The sequence below is a fragment of the Pontibacter sp. LHS2 genome, from assembly GCF_058932845.1.
Map to the genome: position 1 here is coordinate 176241 of NZ_JBZYWG010000002.1, position 19608 is coordinate 195848.

Genomic DNA, 19608 nt, shown 5'->3' on the forward strand with positions numbered 1-19608 from the left:
CTTTTCTATTATCGTAATAGCGTGAAAAAATTCTGAGAGAAGACCGGGTAGTGTGTTTTACCATTCCGGAGCAGTTGGAGTACCTCCCGCAATTCCTCCGGATCGGCGCTCTTGAGCAGGTAACCGTGTACGCCTTCTTCGAGCAGTTTTCTTACCAACTCTTCTTCCCCGTACATCGACACGACCAGAATCTTTACTTTAGGGTATTTGCTGAGCACATAGCGTGACACGGCAATGCCGTCCATATCGGGCATTTCGAGGTCCAGCATGATGATATCCGGCAGATTGACTTCAATCTTCTCGAGCAGTTCTGTACCATTGGCTGCATCACTTATCACAGTGATCTCCTCAAAATTCTTTAGAATTTCGATTACGCCCTTCCTGAAAAGGGTATGATCATCAGCGATCGCGAGTGTAAGTGGCTGCAGCTCCATAAAGTAAAGCTTAGGTTAGCGAACCAAAGTTATAAATAATAACGAGAATATAAGCAACAGGGATAACTATTTCAGCTTTTATGCCAGCTCCCAACTTCGAAAAGAAGTTAATAGCGCCATTGAGCAAGTCCACGCGGCTCTGCAGATTTTTCAGGCCCAGACCACTGCTTCCACCGCCTGCATCCAGGGTGGCGTCGTAGTTGAATCCTTTGCCATTGTCGGAGTAACGCAGGGTCAGCTTATCGTTTTCCCGGTGCAGTTCGATCGTGATTCGTGTCGCTTCGGCATACTTCAGGGTATTGTTCACGAGTTCCTGCAGGATGCGGAACAGCAGCAATTCCTGCCGGGCTTCCAACCTATATTTTTCGAGGTTGTGGCTGAACTTCACCTCTAGTCCACTATCGGGGGGCACGGAATTCACCAAACTATTGATCGCCTGCACCAGCCCCATCTTATCGAGAACCACAGGCAGGAGATCATGCGAAATACGGCGTACGCTTTGGATTGCCTCGTCGAGTAATGCTTTGGACCGGTGAGCTGTTTCGGCTGCTGCTTCATTTTCAGCACACTTGCGCTCTACCTGACCGATGTTGAGTCGGATAAGGGCCAGCATACCGCCTACTTCGTCGTGCAGGTCACGGGCTACGCGGCGGCGCTCTTCTTCTTGCGCCTCCAGGGCTGCCTCCAGCATTTGCCGCTGGCGCAGTTCCTGCAATTCGCGCAGGTGCTCCTGATGCTGCAGCATGCGCCGCTGGTAGGCAAACACAAACACGATAATGCCAATGGCCAGCACTAGCAGTACCGGCGTGATAATCAGCAATGGGGTTAAGGTTTCTATCATGCGGACATTCTCTTTAAGATAAATGCATGACTAATGTAAAACAGTATATTCAGCACCATGATGATGGCTAAACAGATACGTGCTGTGTCGAATGAAATTGCCAGCGCCTCATTGAAAATGGCATATGACATACTTGTTCCAGCATAATAAATAAGGAGCACGCAACTCAATAAAAACATAGGATCGCGGTCCAGGTAAATGATTTTAGCATTGTTTGCGACCTTATAAAAGTATGTGATTGCCATTATAATCAACATCGCATTAGCTGCGACCCTTGACACTGAGTTCATCTTTGTAATTCCGTCTGTGATGAATGCATCGTAATAAATCAGTATACAAAGCCCAACTACCGCTCCAATAATGGCTCTTTTTAGCAGGAGATTGTCAAAGCTATAGTAAAATATACCTGCCAACACACTGAAGCCGAACAGGGTATACAAATGAGCCAGCCAAAGATTGTTTTTTGTACCAGACCATACTGTAATCATTGATATTGCTTCTGTCATCACACCTATGGTTATGAACAAAAAGAGCAGCTTAAATCTCGTGTCCTTTTGCTTTCGCATTAACCATAGCCCTATTACAAAAGGCAAAATGGGACTCAAAACAGCTACCCACTTTAACCAAGGATAAATATGTCCTATAAAAAACTCCATTAACCAGCTAATTCATTACCTACTGAACAATCGGGAGGACAAGGGCTGGACATGTCCAGAATTTGTCCATCTGTCATATCACTTCCTTCTTCATCTGTTCCTACCAGCAGCAACTGCTGCGCTCCATTATCATCCAGTGCATAATAAATCCGCATACCTACGCATCCCTCCTGCTCCAGCAGCCCTCTTACTGTATCCGCCCCGAAAAGGTGTGAGTTCGTTTTACCACGGCCACTTGCTCTGTAGTTGGCTGTCCATTTCTTTGCCTGAGCACGGTCAATTGGCCCGCCCTCGTTTCCTGTGACTTTCATGTAATCGTAATTTGTTCGTAGGTAAGATTAAATGTAAATATAGAGAATTTTAGATTAAGCAATTTATAGTATTTTTATCTTTTAAATAATCTTACACTTCACAAAAAGAAGGGATGGAACAGGAATATTTTGAAGCGAACAGACAAGCCTGGAACTTGCGTACTGCGGTGCACAAAGATTCGGCTTTTTATGACGTCGCCAGTTTCAAGGCAGGCAAGTCCAGCCTCAATGCCATAGAGCTGGAAGAGCTGGGACCAGTTGCCGGCAAGAGCCTGCTCCACCTGCAGTGCCATTTTGGCCAGGACACCCTCTCCTGGGCTAGGCTGGGGGCAGATGCTACAGGTATAGACCTGTCGGACGAGGCAATCAAAGAGGCGGAGAAACTGAACGACGAGCTTGGGCTGAACGCACGCTTTGTGTGCTCCAATGTGTATGATCTGAAAGAAAACCTGCAGGGGCAGTTTGATATTGTGTTTACCTCCTACGGGGTGATCGGCTGGCTACCCGACCTGAACCGCTGGGCCGAAGTGGTCGCGCATTTCCTGAAGCCGGGCGGCACCTTCTACATGGCAGAGTTCCATCCAGTGGTATGGATGTTCGACAATGACTTTACGCAAGTGCAGTACCCTTACCACAACACTCCGGAGCCGATAGTGGAAGAAAACACAGGCACCTACGCTGACCGGGATGCCCCAATCCAGTACAAAGAATACTCATGGAACCACAGCCTGAGCGAAGTGATCACAGCGCTGCTAAATCAAGGGCTAAAACTAGAGCTATTCCACGAGTTCCCCTACTCCCCTTACAACTGCTTCAGCCACACCGTACAAGGCCCCGACGGCTACTGGCGCATCAAGCATTTGCAAAACCTGATTCCGATGATGTATAGTTTGAAATGTACTAAGGTGGTGTAGGGCTTGCACAAGTTGAATAAAAAAGGCGCTTCGCTGGCCGGTTTGGCTGAACGATGCGCCTTTTTCTTGCAAGCGATTCTACTTATTGAGCAAGCCCCACTACAAGGGGACTTTCTGTCCCTGCTAATTAAGAAGTATAAATTGTCTGAATCTTTATATAGGGCCCCTTCCCCCACGGATTAGCAGGATTTTCTTACACGATTGTCATCCCCCTGCCCCCTTCGAAGGGGGACTTTTCTGCAACTGCCAATTCATAGTTATAAGTGCTGTAGTGACTGCAGCAGAAACCGGATCCAACCACCCCTACCCCTCCTTATCTAAGGAGGGGAGCCAGTAACTGCTATTTGATAGGTATAAGTGCTTAGTCGAAGTTTTTTAACAATCCCCCTAATTTAACCCACCCCTGCCCCTCCCAAGAGGGGAATTAGTAACTGCCAGTTCGAAGACCGCAAATACCACTGGCACGCATTGAAAAGGTAACTTGACCCTTAAGCTATGAAATAAATAACTCTTGCCAGGTGCACTTTGCGACACTCCACTGTTTGAGCGTTCAGCGAGTTTGGAGCGTCTTGATTTTTTTGCTTCCTTTTTTCATCAAGGAAAAAAGGAAGGCCCGCCCGGCCAGGGCAAGCTATGAAACAAATCAGGTCGCTACACCAGCAAAAGCATTTCAAAGACTTTGGAAATCATCCAGATTTCTCAATTCTTTCGAAATGACAAAGAAATAATAGAGATGAAAGAGAAGTAACTTGAACCGCTACTACGGATTCGCTTTAAACGACTGCATCCAGGGAATCAGATCAGTAAGCATCGGAATCAAACTACTCCCATGGTTTCCATGCTGTATAGGTATAAGCTCCAAACTCGGAGCACCCGCTGCTTTCATCCGATCATACGTCTGCCTGGAATTAGCATAAGGCACAATCACATCAGCTGTACCATGATACAAACGCGTTGGACTCTTTGGCACCCAATTGTTAAAGCTATTGTCTTGCAAAGCCTTCTTGAGCGCTTGCTCACCATTCCCACGGAGCCCTTCCAGGAAAGTAGCCGTAAACAGATTCTCCGTCTGCGTAGTCAGTTCCTTGTTGATGGCGCCGCCACTGTGCTGGCCATTAAATAAACCAGTTAGTCGGGTCGCGTAAGGCTCTTGGTAAAAGTCGGTGAGCGGACGGTTCCACTCGTAGGTTTTGTTATAGCTCATCAGCACATAAGCCAGGTAGGCCGGATAGGTATAAGGCTTCCCCGATTTCACATCGTTCAGCATTTCAGTGAGGTCGTACCCGCCCGCTCCGGCGCCGGAGGCAGTGATTTTCAGGCCGTGCTGCGGATTCGTCTCAATCTCCTTTTGTGCAGCCATTGTTACATAGCCTCCTTCAGAGTAACCAGCCAGGAACAACTGCCCATTGTCAGTCATACCTTCCTGGGCATACAGCGACTTGGCAGCCTTGATCAAATCGACCACGGCTATACCTGAAGACTGCTGGTGGTAGTAAGGGTGCAGGAGGTTTTTGGAAGCCCCGAACCCCAGATAGTCAGGTATAAGCGTGATGTAGCCACCGGAGGCAAATACCTCGAAACCCGTCAGGCCGTTGCCTGTGGCAGAGGGCGCCTCGTCGTGCCTGAAGATCGTACCATGCTGTACGCTCAGCACGGGTGCAGGTGCCGTCAGGTTCATGGGTAAGGCGACTAAGCCTGAGGCCACGGTTTCGCGGCCCTGGAAAGTGGTGCGGTAATTTACTTTGTAAATCGCCACATCGTATTTGATCTGGTTCTGGAAGCTACCGGCATAGGCACCGGCCAGTTGCTTGAGCATGGCGGCCGGCAGGGTGCCCACCTTCTCTGACGAAACGAGCAGTTCGCGCTCTGCTACATTTTCAGGGACAGCTGCATCGCTTTTGCTGCAGGAGTTGAGCGGGAATGTGGTTGTTACCAATAGGACGGCAATTGCCAGGGAGCTGATCCAGTGTCTCAGCTTATATTTCAGGTTCGTCATGTTGTACGGGTGAATCTTGTCATTACCATAATAAACCCGCGCCGTCTATAGTTCCCGGCATGCAGACAAAGATATAACCCTATTCCATGTTGTAACTAAGGAACGCCTTGGCTTGGGTGCTTGGCAAGCTGCAATAGTACTATTAGGGAGGTTTCTTACGGCCATTTTCAGTCTGAAGCGTTTATCTTTTAGCTTTGCAGCCCGTAAAAACAATTAAACAACAGAGCTATGGCAAAGAAATCATTCGCTGAACTGATCAAAAGCCCGGGTATGCCGGTACTTGTGGACTTTTATGCCGACTGGTGCGGCCCCTGCAAAATGATGAACCCGGTGGTGGAGCAGCTGGCTAAGGAATTCTCAGGCAAGCTGAAGGTCGTCAAAATAAATGTGGACAAGAACCAAGCCGCTGCCCAGCAGTATCGTGTGCAGGGCGTGCCTACTTTTATGCTTTTCAAAAACGGGCAAGTTGTCTGGAAACAGGCGGGTGCCGTACCGGGACATCAGCTCAACCAAATCATCCAGCAAAATCTGTAGGGAGGCAGTAAGTCTCCAACGATAGCATGCTTACCTTTTAGCCCTGAAAGATCAGGCTAAAAGTGGTGGGGCCGCCAGTTGGGCTGCTGACACGTATGCTGCCTCCATGCTGCCGCATAATTTGCTTGGAGAGGCTAAGGCCTATACCTGATCCATGCTTTTTGGTAGTAAAAAAAGGGATAAAGATCTTATCCAGATCTTCCGGGAGAATACCACTCCCATTGTCCTGCACGTCCATCCGGAAACGATTTCTGTCCTGCTCCTCCTGATAAGCGACAACTTCCACCTTCGGATTCGCAGCCTGCTGACTCGCCTCCATCCCATTCTTGATCAGGTTGATCAGCACCTGCTCGATCAGTTCCGGGTCTATTTGCAACTCCGCCCTTTCATCAAGCAGGTAGATTGAGAGCTTCGTACGCTTCGTTTCCATTTCAGGCTGCAGCAGGGTCTGTACATTTTTGAGCAGGTCCTTTACTTTCACAGTCTGGATTTCCGGCGTCGGCACCCGCATCAGGCGGCGGTAGTTCTGTACGAAATGCAGCATCCCGGTACTCCGTTTTTCAATCGTGCGTAAGCCAGCCCGGATGTCTTCCAGGGCCTCCTCTTCGGGCATTTCTCCGGCAACAGCCTTCCTGACTACCTCCTCTTCCACCAGATCCGAAACAGTAGCTGTGAGGGAGATCACTGGTGTGATGGTATTCATAATTTCATGGGTGAGCACCCGGATCAACTTCTGCCAGGTTTGCAGCTCCTGCTCTTCCAGCTCCGACCTGATATTCTGGCACGACACGATCTTGAGCGTATGCCCCTGCGAGACAAGGGTAGTGGCATGGAGTGCAAGCTGAAGCTGCTCTTCGCGTACCTGCACCGTGACGAGTCTTTTTTCGTTGTTCCCAATACTGCGCATCACCTCCACCAATTCTTCACTGATACGGTCTAGTGTGTTGATGTGCTCCAGATAGGGCATATGCAGCACTTCCTTTATCACGTGATTCACCAGGTGCACCTTGCCATTTTCATCAAAAGAAACAATGCCTATCCCGACATGCTCCACGATCGCCTGCAGGTATAGGTGGTGAGCCTGCTTGTCTGTTTTGATACCATGAAAGGCATCGGTCACCTCGTTGAATGATTGGTAAAGTTCCTTGTATGCTTTGTTGCCCTCTTTCACGGCAAAGCGCTGGGTAAAGTCTGAGTGCCGGATGGCCTCCAGAAAACTGGAGATATCGCGGTTAGTGCGTTCTACAAAATGCACCAAATCGTAGAGCTGAAACAGCAGCAGCAACCCGATGCACACGGCGGTCATGTACCATTCGGTGCGGTAAAGGACCTGGGTGATGCCGATAATACTGATGATCAACAGCGCCACCCGCAGCAGCAGGTTCGTTCTGAAGCGGTTATAAACCATGTTTTTCTATGCGGCGGTAAAGTGCCGTTCTGGTGATGCCAAGTTCTTTTGCTGCATGGGTAATGTTGCCGGCATGTTTAACAAGGGCTTTCTGCACCATCATTTTTTCCAGTGCCTCCAAGGTATAGTCGCTTTCTAAAACAGGCTCTTTACCGGTGGCCTTAGGCGATACGTCCCCCGGAGCGAAGTAAAAATCCTCCGGTTGCAGTTCCTGCTGGTCACAGAGAATAACGGCCCGCTCCAGGGCATGATCGAGCTCCCGGATATTGCCAGGCCAGCGGTACTCAGTCAGTCGGCGAATCGTGTCCGGCGCTATACCTAGCTCTTCACGCTCGTACTTCTGGCTATACACGCGTAGGAAGTGCTGGGTTAATAGCCGGATATCTTCCCGTCGCTCCCGCAAGGGAGGCAGGTGTATTTCTACGGTGTTGATCCGGTACAGCAGGTCCTGCCGGAAAGTGCCTTCCCGCACCATGTCGTACAGCGGCATGTTGGTCGCGCAGATCAGGCGGATATCGATGGGGCGTGGCTTGTTGGTACCTAGTCGAATCACCTGGCGGTTTTGCAGTACTGACAAAAGCTTCGCCTGTAGCGGCAGCGACAGATTGCCAATCTCGTCCAGGAAAAGTGTGCCGCCATTCGCAGCTTCTATACGTCCCATGCGATCTTCCTTGGCATCGGTAAAGGCACCTTTGGCGTGACCGAACAACTCACTTTCAAAAAGTGTTTCGCTGATGGCACCCAGGTCCACCTTCTCAAAGATCTTATCGGCCCGTTTGGACTTACGGTACAGGGCACGTGCTGCCACCTCCTTGCCTGTGCCGTTCTCTCCGAGTATCAATACATTGGCTTCTGTACCGGCTACTTTTTCGATCGTCTGATAAACCCGCTGCATGGCTGGCGACACGCCAATAAAACCGGCGTAGTGAAAGGCGGTCTGGTTTTGCTCCGCTGTTTCCGCACCACGTTTCCCTACTCCCCTATTTTGCTGACAGGCGGTTTTCAGGATAGCCACGAGTTTATCATTTTGCCAGGGCTTCAGCACAAAATCGGCGGCCCCTTCTTTGAGGGCACGCACAGCCAGTTCGATATCGCCATAGGCCGTCATCAGAATCACCTTAACTGAGGGTGCCAGTTTCAGTATTTGTTTCAGCCAGTGGAGTCCCTCTTTGCTGGAGGTAGCGCCGGTACTGTAGTTCATATCCAGCAGCACTACATCAAAACGGTACTCTTGCAGCAAAGTCGGAATGCTATAGGGATCCGAAGCTGTCACTACCGTAGCAAAGTGCTGCTTGAGCAGCAGTCTGCTTGCCAGCAGGATATCCTCTTCGTCATCTACCACCAGTATTTTACAATCGATTTTCCGCATGAGCTGCAAGGACTTTACAAATTCTTCGGGGTAAAGAAATACTTTCTGTTTCAGAATACCAAAAGTTATCATCTTGTGTCCCGCCGGAAATTCAGAAAGAAAAAATCACAGTATTTTTACTCGTGTGTTCAAGTGTTCGCATACAGACAAAGTAGTGTACGATACCGAACAGTTAAGCTCAAAATCATGAATACACTTAATTTCAAATCACTGTAAATCAATACATTAATTACAATGGCACATTTATTGGCAATCTCTTTTCAGCATTACACAGAAACTCCTTCCCCACTATGGATCGCGTCATAGAAAAGAAAAAATTCACTCCTAAGAAAATCGCTGCTGCAGCCGGTGCTGCCCTGCTGTTGGTGGTGATTCTATACAACTTACTTTTTGCAGAACACTCCTCTAAACTCAACGTCGACAGCAAGCGCATTACCCTGGGCACAGTAGAGAACGGTGTGTTTCAGGAGTTCATCGCCATCGATGGTGCGGTGGAGCCTCTCAAAACATTTTACCTGGACATATCAGAGGGTGGCCGTGTGGAGAAAATCTATACCGATGACGGTCGCATGGTGGAAAAAGGAGATACGATTCTGAAGCTTTCCAACACGACGCTCCAGATTGACTTCATGACCCGTGAAACGCAGCTCTACGATCTGATGAACGAGCGTCAGAACTCTGAAATCACGATGAAGCAGGACCAGATCAGGCAGTTGAATGATTTAGCTGAGATAGAATATAACCTGGCCACAGCTGAGCGGGCCTACAACCGGAATAAAGTACTGTTTGAGGAAAAGGTGATCTCACAGGAGGAATTCCAGGCATCTAAAGAACAGTACGAGTACCTCAGAAAACGCAAGACCCTTGGCGACCGCTCCGTGAAGCAGGACGCAAAGCTGTTGGATGACCGCTTGCGCCAGCTGGATGAGTCCATCAGAAGGATGCAGGCCAACATCAACATGGCCCGCAACACGCTGAACAGCTTGTATGTGACCGCTCCTATATCCGGTCAGCTCTCCACGCTGAAAGCCCAGGTAGGTGAGTCTAAAGGCGCTGGCGAGAACATCGGCCAGGTAGACGACATGAGCGGTTACAAAGTAAGGGCTTCCATTGACGAGCACTACATCTCCCGCATTTACCCTGGATTGGAGGGCAACTTCGACTTCAACGGACAGAACTATAAACTGAAAGTAGCCAAGGTATTCCCCGAGGTACAGGCCGGTACTTTCCAGGTAGACCTGGAATTTGCCGAGGATGCCACTCCTCAAGGTATACGCCGCGGTCAGACGCTCCAGATCAGACTAAACCTGAATGATGGTGGCAAAGCCGTGCTCCTGCCACGCGGCGGATTTTACCAGAGCACAGGCGGCAGCTGGATATTCGTGGTGGATAAGTCGGGCGATCATGCAACCAAGCGCTCTATCAAACTGGGACGTCAGAACCCGAAGCATTACGAAGTTCTTGACGGCCTGAAGCCGGGTGAGAAAGTGGTCCTCTCCTCTTATGAGAGCTACGGCGACATAGACCGGCTGGAGTTGAAGTAGAATAAAGGTTAAATGGTCGCACCTGAGCGGCCTTTTAACTATCAAGTATTAAAACAATTTAACAACTAACAATACGCAATCAAAAATTCAACATACCATGAGCAAGGAAGAATTTATCATCGAGACCCAGCAGTTAGAAAAAAAATACATCACCGATACGGTTGAGACGACTGCCCTGGCGGGTGTAGACCTGCGCATTGCCAAAGGCGAATTTGTGGCGGTGATGGGTCCATCCGGTTGTGGCAAATCCACGCTGCTGAACATCCTTGGTTTGCTTGACAGTCCTTCGGGCGGTACGTTCCGCTTTTTGGGTCAGGACATCAGCCAGGCCTCAGAGCGCCAGCGTGCCAAAATTCGCAAGCATAACCTGGGCTTTGTGTTCCAGAGCTTTAACCTGATCGATGAGCTGACGGTGGAGGAGAACATTGGTTTACCACTGGCTTACCTGGGCATTCCACGTGCTGAGGCTGACAAGCGTGTGAAAGAAGCTATGGAGCGCATGGGTATAGCGCACCGCCATGCACACTTCCCGCAGCAGCTATCCGGTGGTCAGCAGCAGCGTGTCGCCATTGCCCGTGCCACGGTGTCTAACCCTAGTCTGATCCTGGCTGACGAACCGACCGGTAACCTGGACTCGGTACACGGCCGAGAAGTGATGTCTTTGCTTTCTGAACTGAACGACGCAGGTACCACAGTGGTGATGGTAACACACTCTCCTTCTGATGCCGAGTACGCACACCGTATCGTGAACCTGTTTGACGGGCAGATCGTGACAGAGAGCCTCAATGCCAGAAAGCACGCTGCCGAGCTGCTTTAAGTTCCTGCTACCTGTGTTGGCAATACCTCACCGAAGAGGCAGGTATAGCTATGGGCTATTGACCAAATCAATTGAGTGACTAAAGCGGTAAAGATCCATGTTTAAGAATTACCTTCTCATCTTCTGGCGCAACATGACACGAAACAAAGTGTATGCTGCCATTAATATTGTAGGTCTGGCCATCGGTATAGCGTCCTGCTTGCTGATATACCTGTATGTGCAGCATGAGCTTAGTTATGATAAGGCTTTTTCGAAGCATGACAGAATTTACCGCGTCGTCAACGACCTGATTGTAGAAGATGAGGTAGAGAAGGCCTCTGTTACCCACGCGGCCCTGGCCCCTGCCCTGGCATTAGACTTCCCTGAGGTGGAAGCTTCTACCCGCATGATCAACCGTGGCAAGCAGGTGCTCCGCTTAGATGAAAAAGCCATCTCCATCGACCATACCTTTTGGGCAGACAGTAATTACTTCCAGCTTTTTGACTACAACATGCTGGAGGGCGATCCTAAGTCAGCCCTGATGGAGCCGAACACTATGGTGCTTTCGAAAGATGTGGCGACGAAGTTCTTTAATGATCCGTTGGAGGCCATGTTCAGCACTATCCGCATTGGCAGCCAGTCCTATAAAGTGACAGGTATATTTGAGCCTGTGGATGCGGCCCATATGCGACCCAACGTGCTTACCTCTTTCAGCACCATACCTGCGGAGGCTCGCAATAACATGCGCACCAACTGGGGCAACACAAACAGCTATACCTATGTGCTGCTCAGAAATGCTGGTGATGTGACGGCACTCCGGTCACAACTACCCGCCTTTGTGGATCGTCGTGTAACGACGGGGCGACCTAACACGTCAGAACGCGTGAAACTGCACCTGCAGGCCTTGCCAGACATTCACCTGAATACCGACTATCTGTGGGAGGCGTTTCCGGTTGGGAAGAAATCCTACATCTACATTTTCTCTTTTGTTGGCCTGTTCATTCTCCTGATCGCTTCCATCAATTACATGAACCTGGCAACGGCACGTGCTACGAAGCGGGCAAAAGAAGTAGGGCTCCGCAAAGTGGTGGGGGCCAACCGTTCACAGCTCATCGCCCAGTTCCTCAGCGAATCAGTCCTGATGACCTTGATAGCCGTACTGCTGGCCCTTATGCTGGTGGAATTGATGCTGCCCACTTTCAATGCACTGGCTGACAAGAACATACCTGGCACTTACTTCCTTGATCTTCCATTTGCACTGACGCTGCTTGGTATTGCCCTTTTCATTGGCTTGATCGCAGGGAGCTATCCAGCGCTTGTGCTGTCACACTTCAAACCTGTTGACATCCTGAAGACTGGCAAAATGCCAACAGGCAGTGGTGCTTTTTTGCGCAAAGGACTTGTAGTCCTGCAGTTTACTATTTCGCTGGTCCTGATCATTGGGACGGTGGTCGTGTACAGCCAGATGCACTACCTCAAGACGCAAGACCTCGGCTTCAATAAAGAACAAGTGCTGGTAGTAGACATTCCCAGCGGCGACACGACCATTGTCAACAAAATGCCAGTTGTGAAGTCCGAGTTGCTAAAGCACCCGAATATCACCAGCGCGACTACCAGCGCCATGATTCCAGGGGCAAGCACAGGCGTTATTATTTTCAATGTAGAGCGTGACAACCAGATGGTCGAGAAGACCTTCAACACCATTTGGGTGGATTATGAGTTCTTCGACCTGATGGCTATACCTGTGGTGGCAGGCAGAAACTTTTCAAAAGACATGAGCACGGACCTGCAGTACGGCATCATGGTGAATGAAGCAGCCGCCAAAGTGATGGGCTGGACTGACCCTGTTGGCAAGCGCATTGGCGGCTCCGACACTACCCGGGCCAAGGTGATCGGTGTAGTGAAAGACTTCAACTATACCTCGTTGCACAGCCAGATAGAGCCGCTCGTGATCATGCTCGCCCCACAGAACAATGGCTACCTGATGGCACGCATCACCCCTGAAAACATGGAAGCAACTCTCGCGCATGTGGAGAGTGTTTGGCAGCGCCTGGCTCCTTCACACCCGATGGACTACTTCTTTCTGGATGACAGCTTCAATGAGCAGTACCGGGCGGAAGAGAAGATGCTGACCATATTTGGCTATTTCACTTTCCTCACCATCGTCATCGCCTGCATGGGTCTGTTTGGGCTGGCCTCATTTACAACAGAGCAACGCACCAAAGAGATTGGTATCCGCAAAGTGCTGGGCAGTTCTATCTCAGGTATAGTGGTGCTATTAACCAAAGACTTTGCCCTGCTGGTGTGCCTGGCCATTCTGATCGCGAGTCCACTCGCCTGGTACGGCATGCAACAGTGGCTGCAGGACTTTGCCTACCGCACCCCGATCAGTGCCTGGGTATTCATTGTATCGGGTCTGCTGGCGCTGCTCATAGCTATCCTGACCGTGAGTTTCAAAGCCACACGTGCCGCCCTGGAGGACCCGGTGCAGGCCTTGCGCACGGAGTAATTAATTGAAGTATATGAATGCAAATGCGCTGACCATGACTTGTCAGGCACAACAGGTATAAACAGTGCATCCTTAACACTTTAGCATGATCAAGAATTACTGGCTTACCTCCTGGCGCAACATAACACGAAACAGGACACATGCTGCCATCAATATCATTGGTTTGGCTGTAGGTATAGCTTCCTGCATACTCATATACCTGTTCCTGCAACATGAGCTGAGTTACGATCAGAGATTTAGTGATGCCGACAGGCTGTATAGAGTTACAAGCGATCGAAGCCGAGACGGACAGGCTAAGAAAACAGCCCTCAGCCATGGCCCTTTGGCCCAGACCTTAACTGAAGAGTATCCAGAGGTAGAGCAAGCCACCTTTCTACTGGATATGGGCCAGAATTTCCTCCGTTCAACAGAAAATGCTTTTACTGTAGGCATTTACTACGCGGATAGTAATTTCTTTAAAGTAATGCCTTTCCCCTTTGTAGCTGGCGATCCCGCTACAGCACTGCAAAACCCATCTTCGGTTGTTATCACCGAAGAGCTGGCCCGAAAGTATTTTGGAAGTGCCGACTCTGCATTAGGCAAACCACTTACCTATATCGCCAGCACTTTTCTGATTACGGGAGTAATCTCACATCCACGGCCGTCACACCTACAGATCGAAGCTGTTTTACCGTTGCATTTTGATTCCAACACAGAATACATGTTGAATCAGTGGCAGATGGTGGGTGGCTATACCTATGTTAAACTCTATAAGGCTGAGCAGGCTGGGGTACTTCAGTCAAAATTGCAAGAACTGTACAACCGAAAAGCAAAGCCAAACCAACAGGCGGATGGTGTTATTGTTACCGCCTACAACCTTCAACCTATTACAGACGCTTACCTGGATAAAGACCTGGAGTATCCGGTTGGAGAAGTAGGCAATATCACCTACATCTATATCTTCGGCGTGATAGCGGTGTTCATTCTGCTCATCGCTGCCATCAACTACATAAATCTAGCTACAGCACGATCTGCCAAACGAGCTAAGGAAGTGGGCCTCCGCAAAACCATCGGAGCCACCCACAGTCAGTTAGTCAAGCAGTTTTTGGCTGAGTCTTTCATGCTTACTCTGATTGCTGTCTTCGTGGCGCTCTCCATTGTCGAGTTAATACTCCCGTTGTTCAATAGCCTGACCGAAAGAAACATTGACACGATCTTCATCCTGAAACCCGAAGTAGGTTTGTTCATACTCGGCATCGTTGTTTGTGTAGGCTTTCTGGCAGGCGGATATCCGGCCTTTTATCTGTCCAATTACAAACCCGTTGAAGCGCTTAAAGCAAATGCTACTCCCAGCAGCAGCACTGCCAGGCTTCGTAAGGCTTTGGTCGTGCTGCAGTTTACCATATCGCTTATCCTGATTATTGGCACAGTGGTGGTGTTTAACCAAATGCAGCACTTAAAAAACGTGCATCTTGGCTTCGACAAAGAGCAAGTCATTTCTGTTAATATCCCATCTATTGGCTGGGTGAGACAGAAAGAAAAGCTGGCTCTCCTCAAGAAGGAGATGCTTGAGTTGCCCCAGGTTTCTTATACCTCCAGTGCCCAGCAACTGCCTGGTGATAAAGTCTTACCATTTGACTTTCAGGTGGAGATTAATCACAAGATGGTCACCAGGTCCATTAATAATATTAGTGTCGATTATGCCTATATAGATCTGATGGGAATAAAATTAGCCGAAGGGCGCAACTATTCGCGTGACTTTCGCACAGATGCAACACATAGCTACCTTATAAATGAAGCTGCCGCCAGAGAGTTTGGCTGGACAGATGCATTGGGTAAACGCATTAAATTTCCAGACGACACACTCACCAACAAGGTGATCGGGGTTGTTAAGGACTTCAATTATAAATCGCTGCATAGCAAGATTGAGCCTCTCATCATCCGATTAGATCCGCACTTCGGAAAATTACTGGCACGTGTAAATACCAACGCTAATCTTTCTGCCACGCTAGCGGATATGGATAAAATATGGAAGAAACACTTCCCGGAATTCCCGATGGAATACCAGTTTCTGGACGAGAGTTTTCAGCGGCAGTACCGTGCAGAAGAAAAGATGTTGATCATCTTCACCTATTTCGCCATCCTGACGATAATCATTGCCTGCCTGGGTTTGTTCGGATTATCAGCCTACATGGCAGAGCAACGGACAAAGGAAATAGGAATCCGGATCGTGTTAGGATCATCGGTGTCAGAAATCGTGCTACTCCTATCCAGAAGCTTTGCGCTGCTGGTTCTTATTGCCATAGTAGTGGCTATACCTATTGCGTGGTATGGCATGGATAAGTGGCTGCAAAACTTTGCGTACCGCATCGAGATTAGCTGGTGGGTATTTGTGACAACTGGATTGGCCGCCATGACTATAGCATTGGCCACAGTCAGCTATCAGGCAATGAAGGCAGCACTGGCAGACCCCATAAGGGCCCTGCGTTCGGAGTAATATAATTGAGTTTGTGTTTGTATTGTTAATTGAAGGTGAATTCAGCGGGTTGTCAAAAAAAGATACCCGCTGAAGCATCCTTTTCTCAACAAAAAGCATCTTTGAAGATAAAAACTATGACAAAGCCATCTACTATCTTTTTTGCCTCACTTGCCGCTGGCGTACTGAGCATGCTTGACCTGCGCCCTGCCGCCTCTACCAGTCTGCGCCTCATAACCGGTGTAGAGGTAATGCAGCAGGATACCGTGAAGACAAAGAAGAAGAACGAGACCGTCCGGATTCAGGTGGGTGGCAAGGCAAAGGACGGTAAGGATGGCGAGCAGGTATACATCAACACAGATAACAACACGCGGGAGGAACTGAAACGTCAGGGCACTGTCACCCTCACCGATGACCTGAAGGACATCAAAAGCATCTCCCCGAACGGCTACCTCAAGTACATGCGCTCGGTTAATGACGACACCAGGCGACTGGAGATCACAAGCGATGCGAACGGCAACCTGACCCGTACTTACACGGAAAACGGCAAGAAGGTGGCTTATGAGCCGGCTGGCAGAGAGTGGCTGCAGCAGGTGATGCCCGACCTGATGGCCAACACGGGCATAGGTATAGCCGAGTTGGTAAAAGACCTTTATGGTAAGGCTGGCGCAAAAGGAGTGTTAGCTGAAGCTGAAAAAGCAGCTAGCGATCATGCGAAGATGCGCTTTGTAAATCATCTGTTTCAGCAACCTGGCCTAAAACCTGCTGATGTGAAACAGTCGCTGCAGTTTGTGGACAAGCACGTATCTTCCGACTATGAGCGTCGCAAAGCGCTGGGCACTGTCACAACCTCACACTTGACTAACAAGGACGTGGTAAGCAGCTACCTGCAGGTGAGCGCCAAGATCAATTCTGACTACGAGCGTCGCAAGGCCCTGCTTTACTGGCTGGAGACACCGGATCTGAGCAAAGAGAGTATGGCCATGGCGCTGGAGCAAACTGGCAAAATATCCTCGGACTATGAAAAAGCCAAAGTACTGCAGCAGCTCTCCAAACAGTCTGACTTCATCCAGCACAACTACAAACCGACCTTTACCATCATCGATAAATTTTCATCAGACTACGAGAAGGCGAAAATCATCAACGCGGTTGTAAAGAACCACAAACTGTCACAGGCCCAGTACAAAGAGCTGCTGCCGGTCGTAAGCCGCATAAGCTCTGACTACGAGAAAGGCAAAGTGCTCCGCAATATTGCCAGTGCTATACCTGCCGATAATAAAGATTTGCGTGCAGAGGTGGAGAAAGCAGCTAATACCATTGGCTCTGATTACGAGAAGAACAAAGTCATCAGTGCCCTTCGCTAGCCGATGACAAGGACTCCCTTTGCCTTTTTCCGCCGCCATAAAGCTTATGGTGTCATTTTCCTGCGCTTTGCCATGGGGATTTTTTTGATCTATGGCGTGCAGGACAATGTATTTAGTTGGGAGCGAATGCTGGAGTTCCGGGATTTTTTGCAGGCCCATGGAGTACCCTATCCCTTGGTGGCGGCTCACTTGTCGGTCTATACCCAGTTTCTGATTGGCTTGATGCTCCTGCTAGGCTGGGGTGTCCGGATCGCCGGTCTGCTACTGATCATCAATTTCACGGCTGCTATCGTGATTGTGCACATCGGACAGTCGTTTCCGCAATACTATCCGGCTGCTGAGCTTATTTTCGCAGGTTTCTTTTACCTGTTCAACGGTGCAGGCCCCCTTTCTGTCGATTCTTTGATAGAGAAAAGGCAAGTACAAACCCAAAAGCAGCCTGTGACCGTTAACTAGTTGTTAACTCACGTCCGCACTACATGAAATTAACCAAAATCATTCTGTTGCTGCTGTTCAGTCTGCATTTCGGATGCTCTTCGGTTGCTACACAGTCGAGTTCAGAACCTCGCTATGCCGTCACGATCGACCTCACTCAGGTAAAAGGTGATAAGGTACCGGTAAGCCTGCGCCCTCCAGCCATTAAGCAAGGCGAAGCGATTTACAACATGCCCAAGATTGTGCCCGGCACTTATTCCGTGTCTGACTTTGGCAAGTTCGTGTCAGAGTTTCAGGCGCTGGACAAGCAGGGCAAGCCACTGCCCGTAGAACGGATCGACACCAATCGCTGGCGTATCATGCAGGCCCAGAACTTGGATCGGATCACATATTGGGTGGACGACACCTTCGACGCAGCCCGCCGACAGGATGTGGTGTTTGAGCCGGGTGGTACCAATATCGAAGAAGGCAAGAACTACCTCCTCAACACATTCGGCTTCGTGGGTTATTTTGACGGACTCAAGCAGGTACCTTACGAGCTTACCGTTACCAGACCTACCGGTTTTTATGGCTCTACGGCGCTACAAGCCACTTCGAGCACTGCCACTGCTGACACGTACCTGGTGCCAAATTACGTAGAGCTGGCCGATTCGCCGCTGATGTACAACCAACCTGACACAACGGTACTGAATTTGGGCGGAACCAAAGTTCTGGTTTCTGTTTACTCCCCTACCGGTCGGGTTACTTCCAAGCCCATCGCCGACAACATCCGTGATATTCTGGAAGCACAGCGCAGCTACCTGGGCGGTACCCTACCCGTCGATAAGTATGCTTTTTTGATCTACGTGCCGGAGCGACCGGGCAAATCAGGCTCTTATGGGGCGCTCGAGCATTCCAACTCGTCGGTTTACTACCTGCCTGAAATGCCGGAGGAGCGTTTCAACAGCACAATGCGTGACGTAGCGGCCCACGAGTTCTTTCATATCGTGACACCGCTTTCCATTCAGTCTGAGGAGATCCACGATTTTGACTTCATCAATCCCCGCATGTCAAAGCACCTGTGGCTGTACGAAGGGGTGACAGAATACTTTGCCTCGCATGTGCAGGTGCACGAAAACCTCATTCCGGTAGACGAGTTCATGCAGAAGATCCGGGAGTATATTTTCAGTTCGATGGCCTTTAACGATACCCTGCCCTTCACAGAGATGAGCGCTAAGGTGCTGGACGAGTATGAAAATCAATATGGCAATGTGTACCAGAAAGGCGCCCTGATCGGGATGGCACTCGACATACAATTGCGCGACTTGTCAGATGGCAAGTACGGGCTGGTAGACCTGATGCAGGATCTGGCGAAGACCTACGGTAAAGGCCGTCCTTTCAAAGACGATGAACTGTTCGACAAAATAACCGAGCTTACCTACCCCGAAATGCGGACCTTCTTTACCCGCTACGTGGAGGGCAGTGAGCGGCTGCCTTTAGGAGAATTGTTCAACAAAGTAGGTGTCAAATACGAGCCGGTTTCAGAACAGCTGGTCAACTCTTATGGTGGATTTGTGCCCGGCTATGACCGAGAGGCCGACAAGATCACAGTGGCCGAGGCGGATGATATGGACGAGTTCGGGAAGCAAATGGGCTTTAAGGAAGGTGACCAGTTGCTAGCCTTCAACGGCAAAGAAGTAACTCCGATGAACATCCGGGAAATCATAGGCGAAGAGCTGCAACAGGCCAAGCCAGGCAGTAAAATACAGATCACTGTAGGTCGTAAGGACGCGAAGGGCAATGTAAAGCCAAAACAGCTGAATGGTAAAGTGACTGCTGTCAAACGGGAAGTCCTTCACCTGCTCGAGCCAGTAGCATCTCCTTCTGAACGGCAGCTTCGCCTGCGTGCCGCCTGGCTAAACGAAACGATGCCTTAATAATCTAAGGCCTGAAGGAACAATTTAAGAACAGCGCTGTTTCATTAAAATAATTTCTGCTTAAATGATCTGACAATGATCGTTTTATAAGGGCAGTTCAGGTTTATTGTGTGTAACTTTGTGCCT

At 49.5% G+C, this 19608-nt stretch carries 16 protein-coding genes; 9 read left to right on the forward strand and 7 right to left on the reverse strand.

Translation table 11 applies throughout. The features are described 5' to 3' along the window. Nucleotides 1-8: 8 nt before the first annotated feature. The 4 genes from AC5FX6_RS09455 to AC5FX6_RS09470 form a co-directional block, all read right to left on the reverse strand. Entirely contained in the window at nucleotides 9-434 is a 426-nt protein-coding gene (locus tag AC5FX6_RS09455; RefSeq protein ID WP_493596803.1) for a response regulator, read from the reverse strand. Nucleotides 435-444: 10 nt separating this feature from the next. After that, nucleotides 445-1275, reverse strand: coding sequence for a sensor histidine kinase (locus tag AC5FX6_RS09460; protein WP_493596804.1), 831 nt, complete (start codon nucleotides 1273-1275; stop codon nucleotides 445-447). Next, entirely contained in the window at nucleotides 1272-1781 is a 510-nt protein-coding gene (locus AC5FX6_RS09465) for a hypothetical protein (RefSeq protein ID WP_493596805.1), read from the reverse strand. The genes AC5FX6_RS09460 and AC5FX6_RS09465 overlap by 4 nt, the downstream gene beginning before the upstream one ends. A gap of 149 nt (nucleotides 1782-1930) precedes the next feature. Next, nucleotides 1931-2242 carry a hypothetical protein gene (locus AC5FX6_RS09470; protein ID WP_493596806.1) on the reverse strand — a complete coding sequence of 104 codons (312 nt, stop codon included), beginning with the start codon at nucleotides 2240-2242 and terminating at the stop codon, nucleotides 1931-1933. Nucleotides 2243-2355: 113 nt separating this feature from the next. On the opposite strand from AC5FX6_RS09470, the gene AC5FX6_RS09475 reads away from it, so the two are divergent. Continuing rightward, entirely contained in the window at nucleotides 2356-3156 is an 801-nt protein-coding gene (locus AC5FX6_RS09475; protein WP_493596807.1) for a class I SAM-dependent methyltransferase, read from the forward strand. 760 nt (nucleotides 3157-3916) lie between these two features. On the opposite strand, the gene AC5FX6_RS09480 is transcribed toward AC5FX6_RS09475, so the two are convergent. After that, nucleotides 3917-5152, reverse strand: a complete 1236-nt coding sequence (locus tag AC5FX6_RS09480; RefSeq protein WP_493596808.1) for an alpha/beta hydrolase family protein — start codon at nucleotides 5150-5152, stop codon at nucleotides 3917-3919. A 228-nt stretch (nucleotides 5153-5380) separates the two neighbouring features. Here AC5FX6_RS09480 and trxA point away from each other — a divergent pair, with 228 nt between their 5' ends. After that, on the forward strand, nucleotides 5381-5686 hold the full coding sequence (gene trxA / locus AC5FX6_RS09485; protein ID WP_493596809.1) for a thioredoxin: 306 nt from the start codon (nucleotides 5381-5383) through the stop codon (nucleotides 5684-5686). Nucleotides 5687-5723: 37 nt separating this feature from the next. On the opposite strand, the gene AC5FX6_RS09490 is transcribed toward trxA, so the two are convergent. Then, a complete protein-coding gene (locus AC5FX6_RS09490; protein ID WP_493596810.1) occupies nucleotides 5724-7094 on the reverse strand; it encodes a sensor histidine kinase in 1371 nt (456 codons plus the stop codon). Continuing rightward, entirely contained in the window at nucleotides 7084-8463 is a 1380-nt protein-coding gene (locus AC5FX6_RS09495; RefSeq protein WP_493596811.1) for a sigma-54-dependent transcriptional regulator, read from the reverse strand. The genes AC5FX6_RS09490 and AC5FX6_RS09495 overlap by 11 nt, the downstream gene beginning before the upstream one ends. Before the next feature lie 290 nt (nucleotides 8464-8753). Between AC5FX6_RS09495 and AC5FX6_RS09500 the strand changes: the two genes are divergently transcribed. The 7 genes from AC5FX6_RS09500 to AC5FX6_RS09530 all read left to right on the forward strand — a co-directional run bounded on the left by AC5FX6_RS09500 (nucleotide 8754) and on the right by AC5FX6_RS09530 (nucleotide 19482). Continuing rightward, the gene (locus tag AC5FX6_RS09500) at nucleotides 8754-10007 is read left to right on the forward strand and encodes an efflux RND transporter periplasmic adaptor subunit (protein ID WP_493596812.1); all 1254 of its coding nucleotides are present in this window, start codon (nucleotides 8754-8756) and stop codon (nucleotides 10005-10007) included. A 97-nt stretch (nucleotides 10008-10104) separates the two neighbouring features. Next, nucleotides 10105-10824: an ABC transporter ATP-binding protein gene (locus AC5FX6_RS09505; protein WP_493596813.1), complete on the forward strand. Its 720-nt coding sequence runs from the start codon at nucleotides 10105-10107 to the stop codon at nucleotides 10822-10824. A gap of 97 nt (nucleotides 10825-10921) precedes the next feature. Further along, nucleotides 10922-13312, forward strand: a complete 2391-nt coding sequence (locus AC5FX6_RS09510) for an ABC transporter permease (RefSeq protein ID WP_493596814.1) — start codon at nucleotides 10922-10924, stop codon at nucleotides 13310-13312. 85 nt (nucleotides 13313-13397) lie between these two features. Then, nucleotides 13398-15788, forward strand: a complete 2391-nt coding sequence (locus tag AC5FX6_RS09515; protein ID WP_493596815.1) for an ABC transporter permease — start codon at nucleotides 13398-13400, stop codon at nucleotides 15786-15788. Nucleotides 15789-15904: 116 nt separating this feature from the next. Continuing rightward, nucleotides 15905-17131 (forward strand): hypothetical protein, encoded by a 1227-nt coding sequence (locus AC5FX6_RS09520; protein ID WP_493596816.1) that lies wholly within the window; start codon nucleotides 15905-15907, stop codon nucleotides 17129-17131. 3 nt (nucleotides 17132-17134) lie between these two features. Then, nucleotides 17135-17587 (forward strand): DoxX family protein, encoded by a 453-nt coding sequence (locus tag AC5FX6_RS09525; RefSeq protein WP_493596817.1) that lies wholly within the window; start codon nucleotides 17135-17137, stop codon nucleotides 17585-17587. 23 nt (nucleotides 17588-17610) lie between these two features. After that, nucleotides 17611-19482 (forward strand): M61 family metallopeptidase, encoded by a 1872-nt coding sequence (locus AC5FX6_RS09530; RefSeq protein WP_493596818.1) that lies wholly within the window; start codon nucleotides 17611-17613, stop codon nucleotides 19480-19482. Nucleotides 19483-19608: the final 126 nt, after the last annotated feature.

Excerpts from the sequence above, each read along its gene's own strand:
- AC5FX6_RS09455 (WP_493596803.1), bottom strand. The coding sequence starts at position 434 with ATGGAGCTGCAGCCACTTACACTCGCGATCGCTGATGATCATACCCTT.
- AC5FX6_RS09460 (WP_493596804.1), bottom strand. The coding sequence starts at position 1,275 with ATGATAGAAACCTTAACCCCATTGCTGATTATCACGCCGGTACTGCTA.
- AC5FX6_RS09465 (WP_493596805.1), bottom strand. The coding sequence starts at position 1,781 with ATGACAGAAGCAATATCAATGATTACAGTATGGTCTGGTACAAAAAAC.
- AC5FX6_RS09470 (WP_493596806.1), bottom strand. The coding sequence starts at position 2,242 with ATGAAAGTCACAGGAAACGAGGGCGGGCCAATTGACCGTGCTCAGGCA.
- AC5FX6_RS09475 (WP_493596807.1), top strand. The coding sequence starts at position 2,356 with ATGGAACAGGAATATTTTGAAGCGAACAGACAAGCCTGGAACTTGCGT.
- AC5FX6_RS09480 (WP_493596808.1), bottom strand. The coding sequence starts at position 5,152 with ATGACGAACCTGAAATATAAGCTGAGACACTGGATCAGCTCCCTGGCA.
- trxA (WP_493596809.1), top strand. The coding sequence starts at position 5,381 with ATGGCAAAGAAATCATTCGCTGAACTGATCAAAAGCCCGGGTATGCCG.
- AC5FX6_RS09490 (WP_493596810.1), bottom strand. The coding sequence starts at position 7,094 with ATGGTTTATAACCGCTTCAGAACGAACCTGCTGCTGCGGGTGGCGCTG.
- AC5FX6_RS09495 (WP_493596811.1), bottom strand. The coding sequence starts at position 8,463 with ATGCGGAAAATCGATTGTAAAATACTGGTGGTAGATGACGAAGAGGAT.
- AC5FX6_RS09500 (WP_493596812.1), top strand. The coding sequence starts at position 8,754 with ATGGATCGCGTCATAGAAAAGAAAAAATTCACTCCTAAGAAAATCGCT.
- AC5FX6_RS09505 (WP_493596813.1), top strand. The coding sequence starts at position 10,105 with ATGAGCAAGGAAGAATTTATCATCGAGACCCAGCAGTTAGAAAAAAAA.
- AC5FX6_RS09510 (WP_493596814.1), top strand. The coding sequence starts at position 10,922 with ATGTTTAAGAATTACCTTCTCATCTTCTGGCGCAACATGACACGAAAC.
- AC5FX6_RS09515 (WP_493596815.1), top strand. The coding sequence starts at position 13,398 with ATGATCAAGAATTACTGGCTTACCTCCTGGCGCAACATAACACGAAAC.
- AC5FX6_RS09520 (WP_493596816.1), top strand. The coding sequence starts at position 15,905 with ATGACAAAGCCATCTACTATCTTTTTTGCCTCACTTGCCGCTGGCGTA.
- AC5FX6_RS09525 (WP_493596817.1), top strand. The coding sequence starts at position 17,135 with ATGACAAGGACTCCCTTTGCCTTTTTCCGCCGCCATAAAGCTTATGGT.
- AC5FX6_RS09530 (WP_493596818.1), top strand. The coding sequence starts at position 17,611 with ATGAAATTAACCAAAATCATTCTGTTGCTGCTGTTCAGTCTGCATTTC.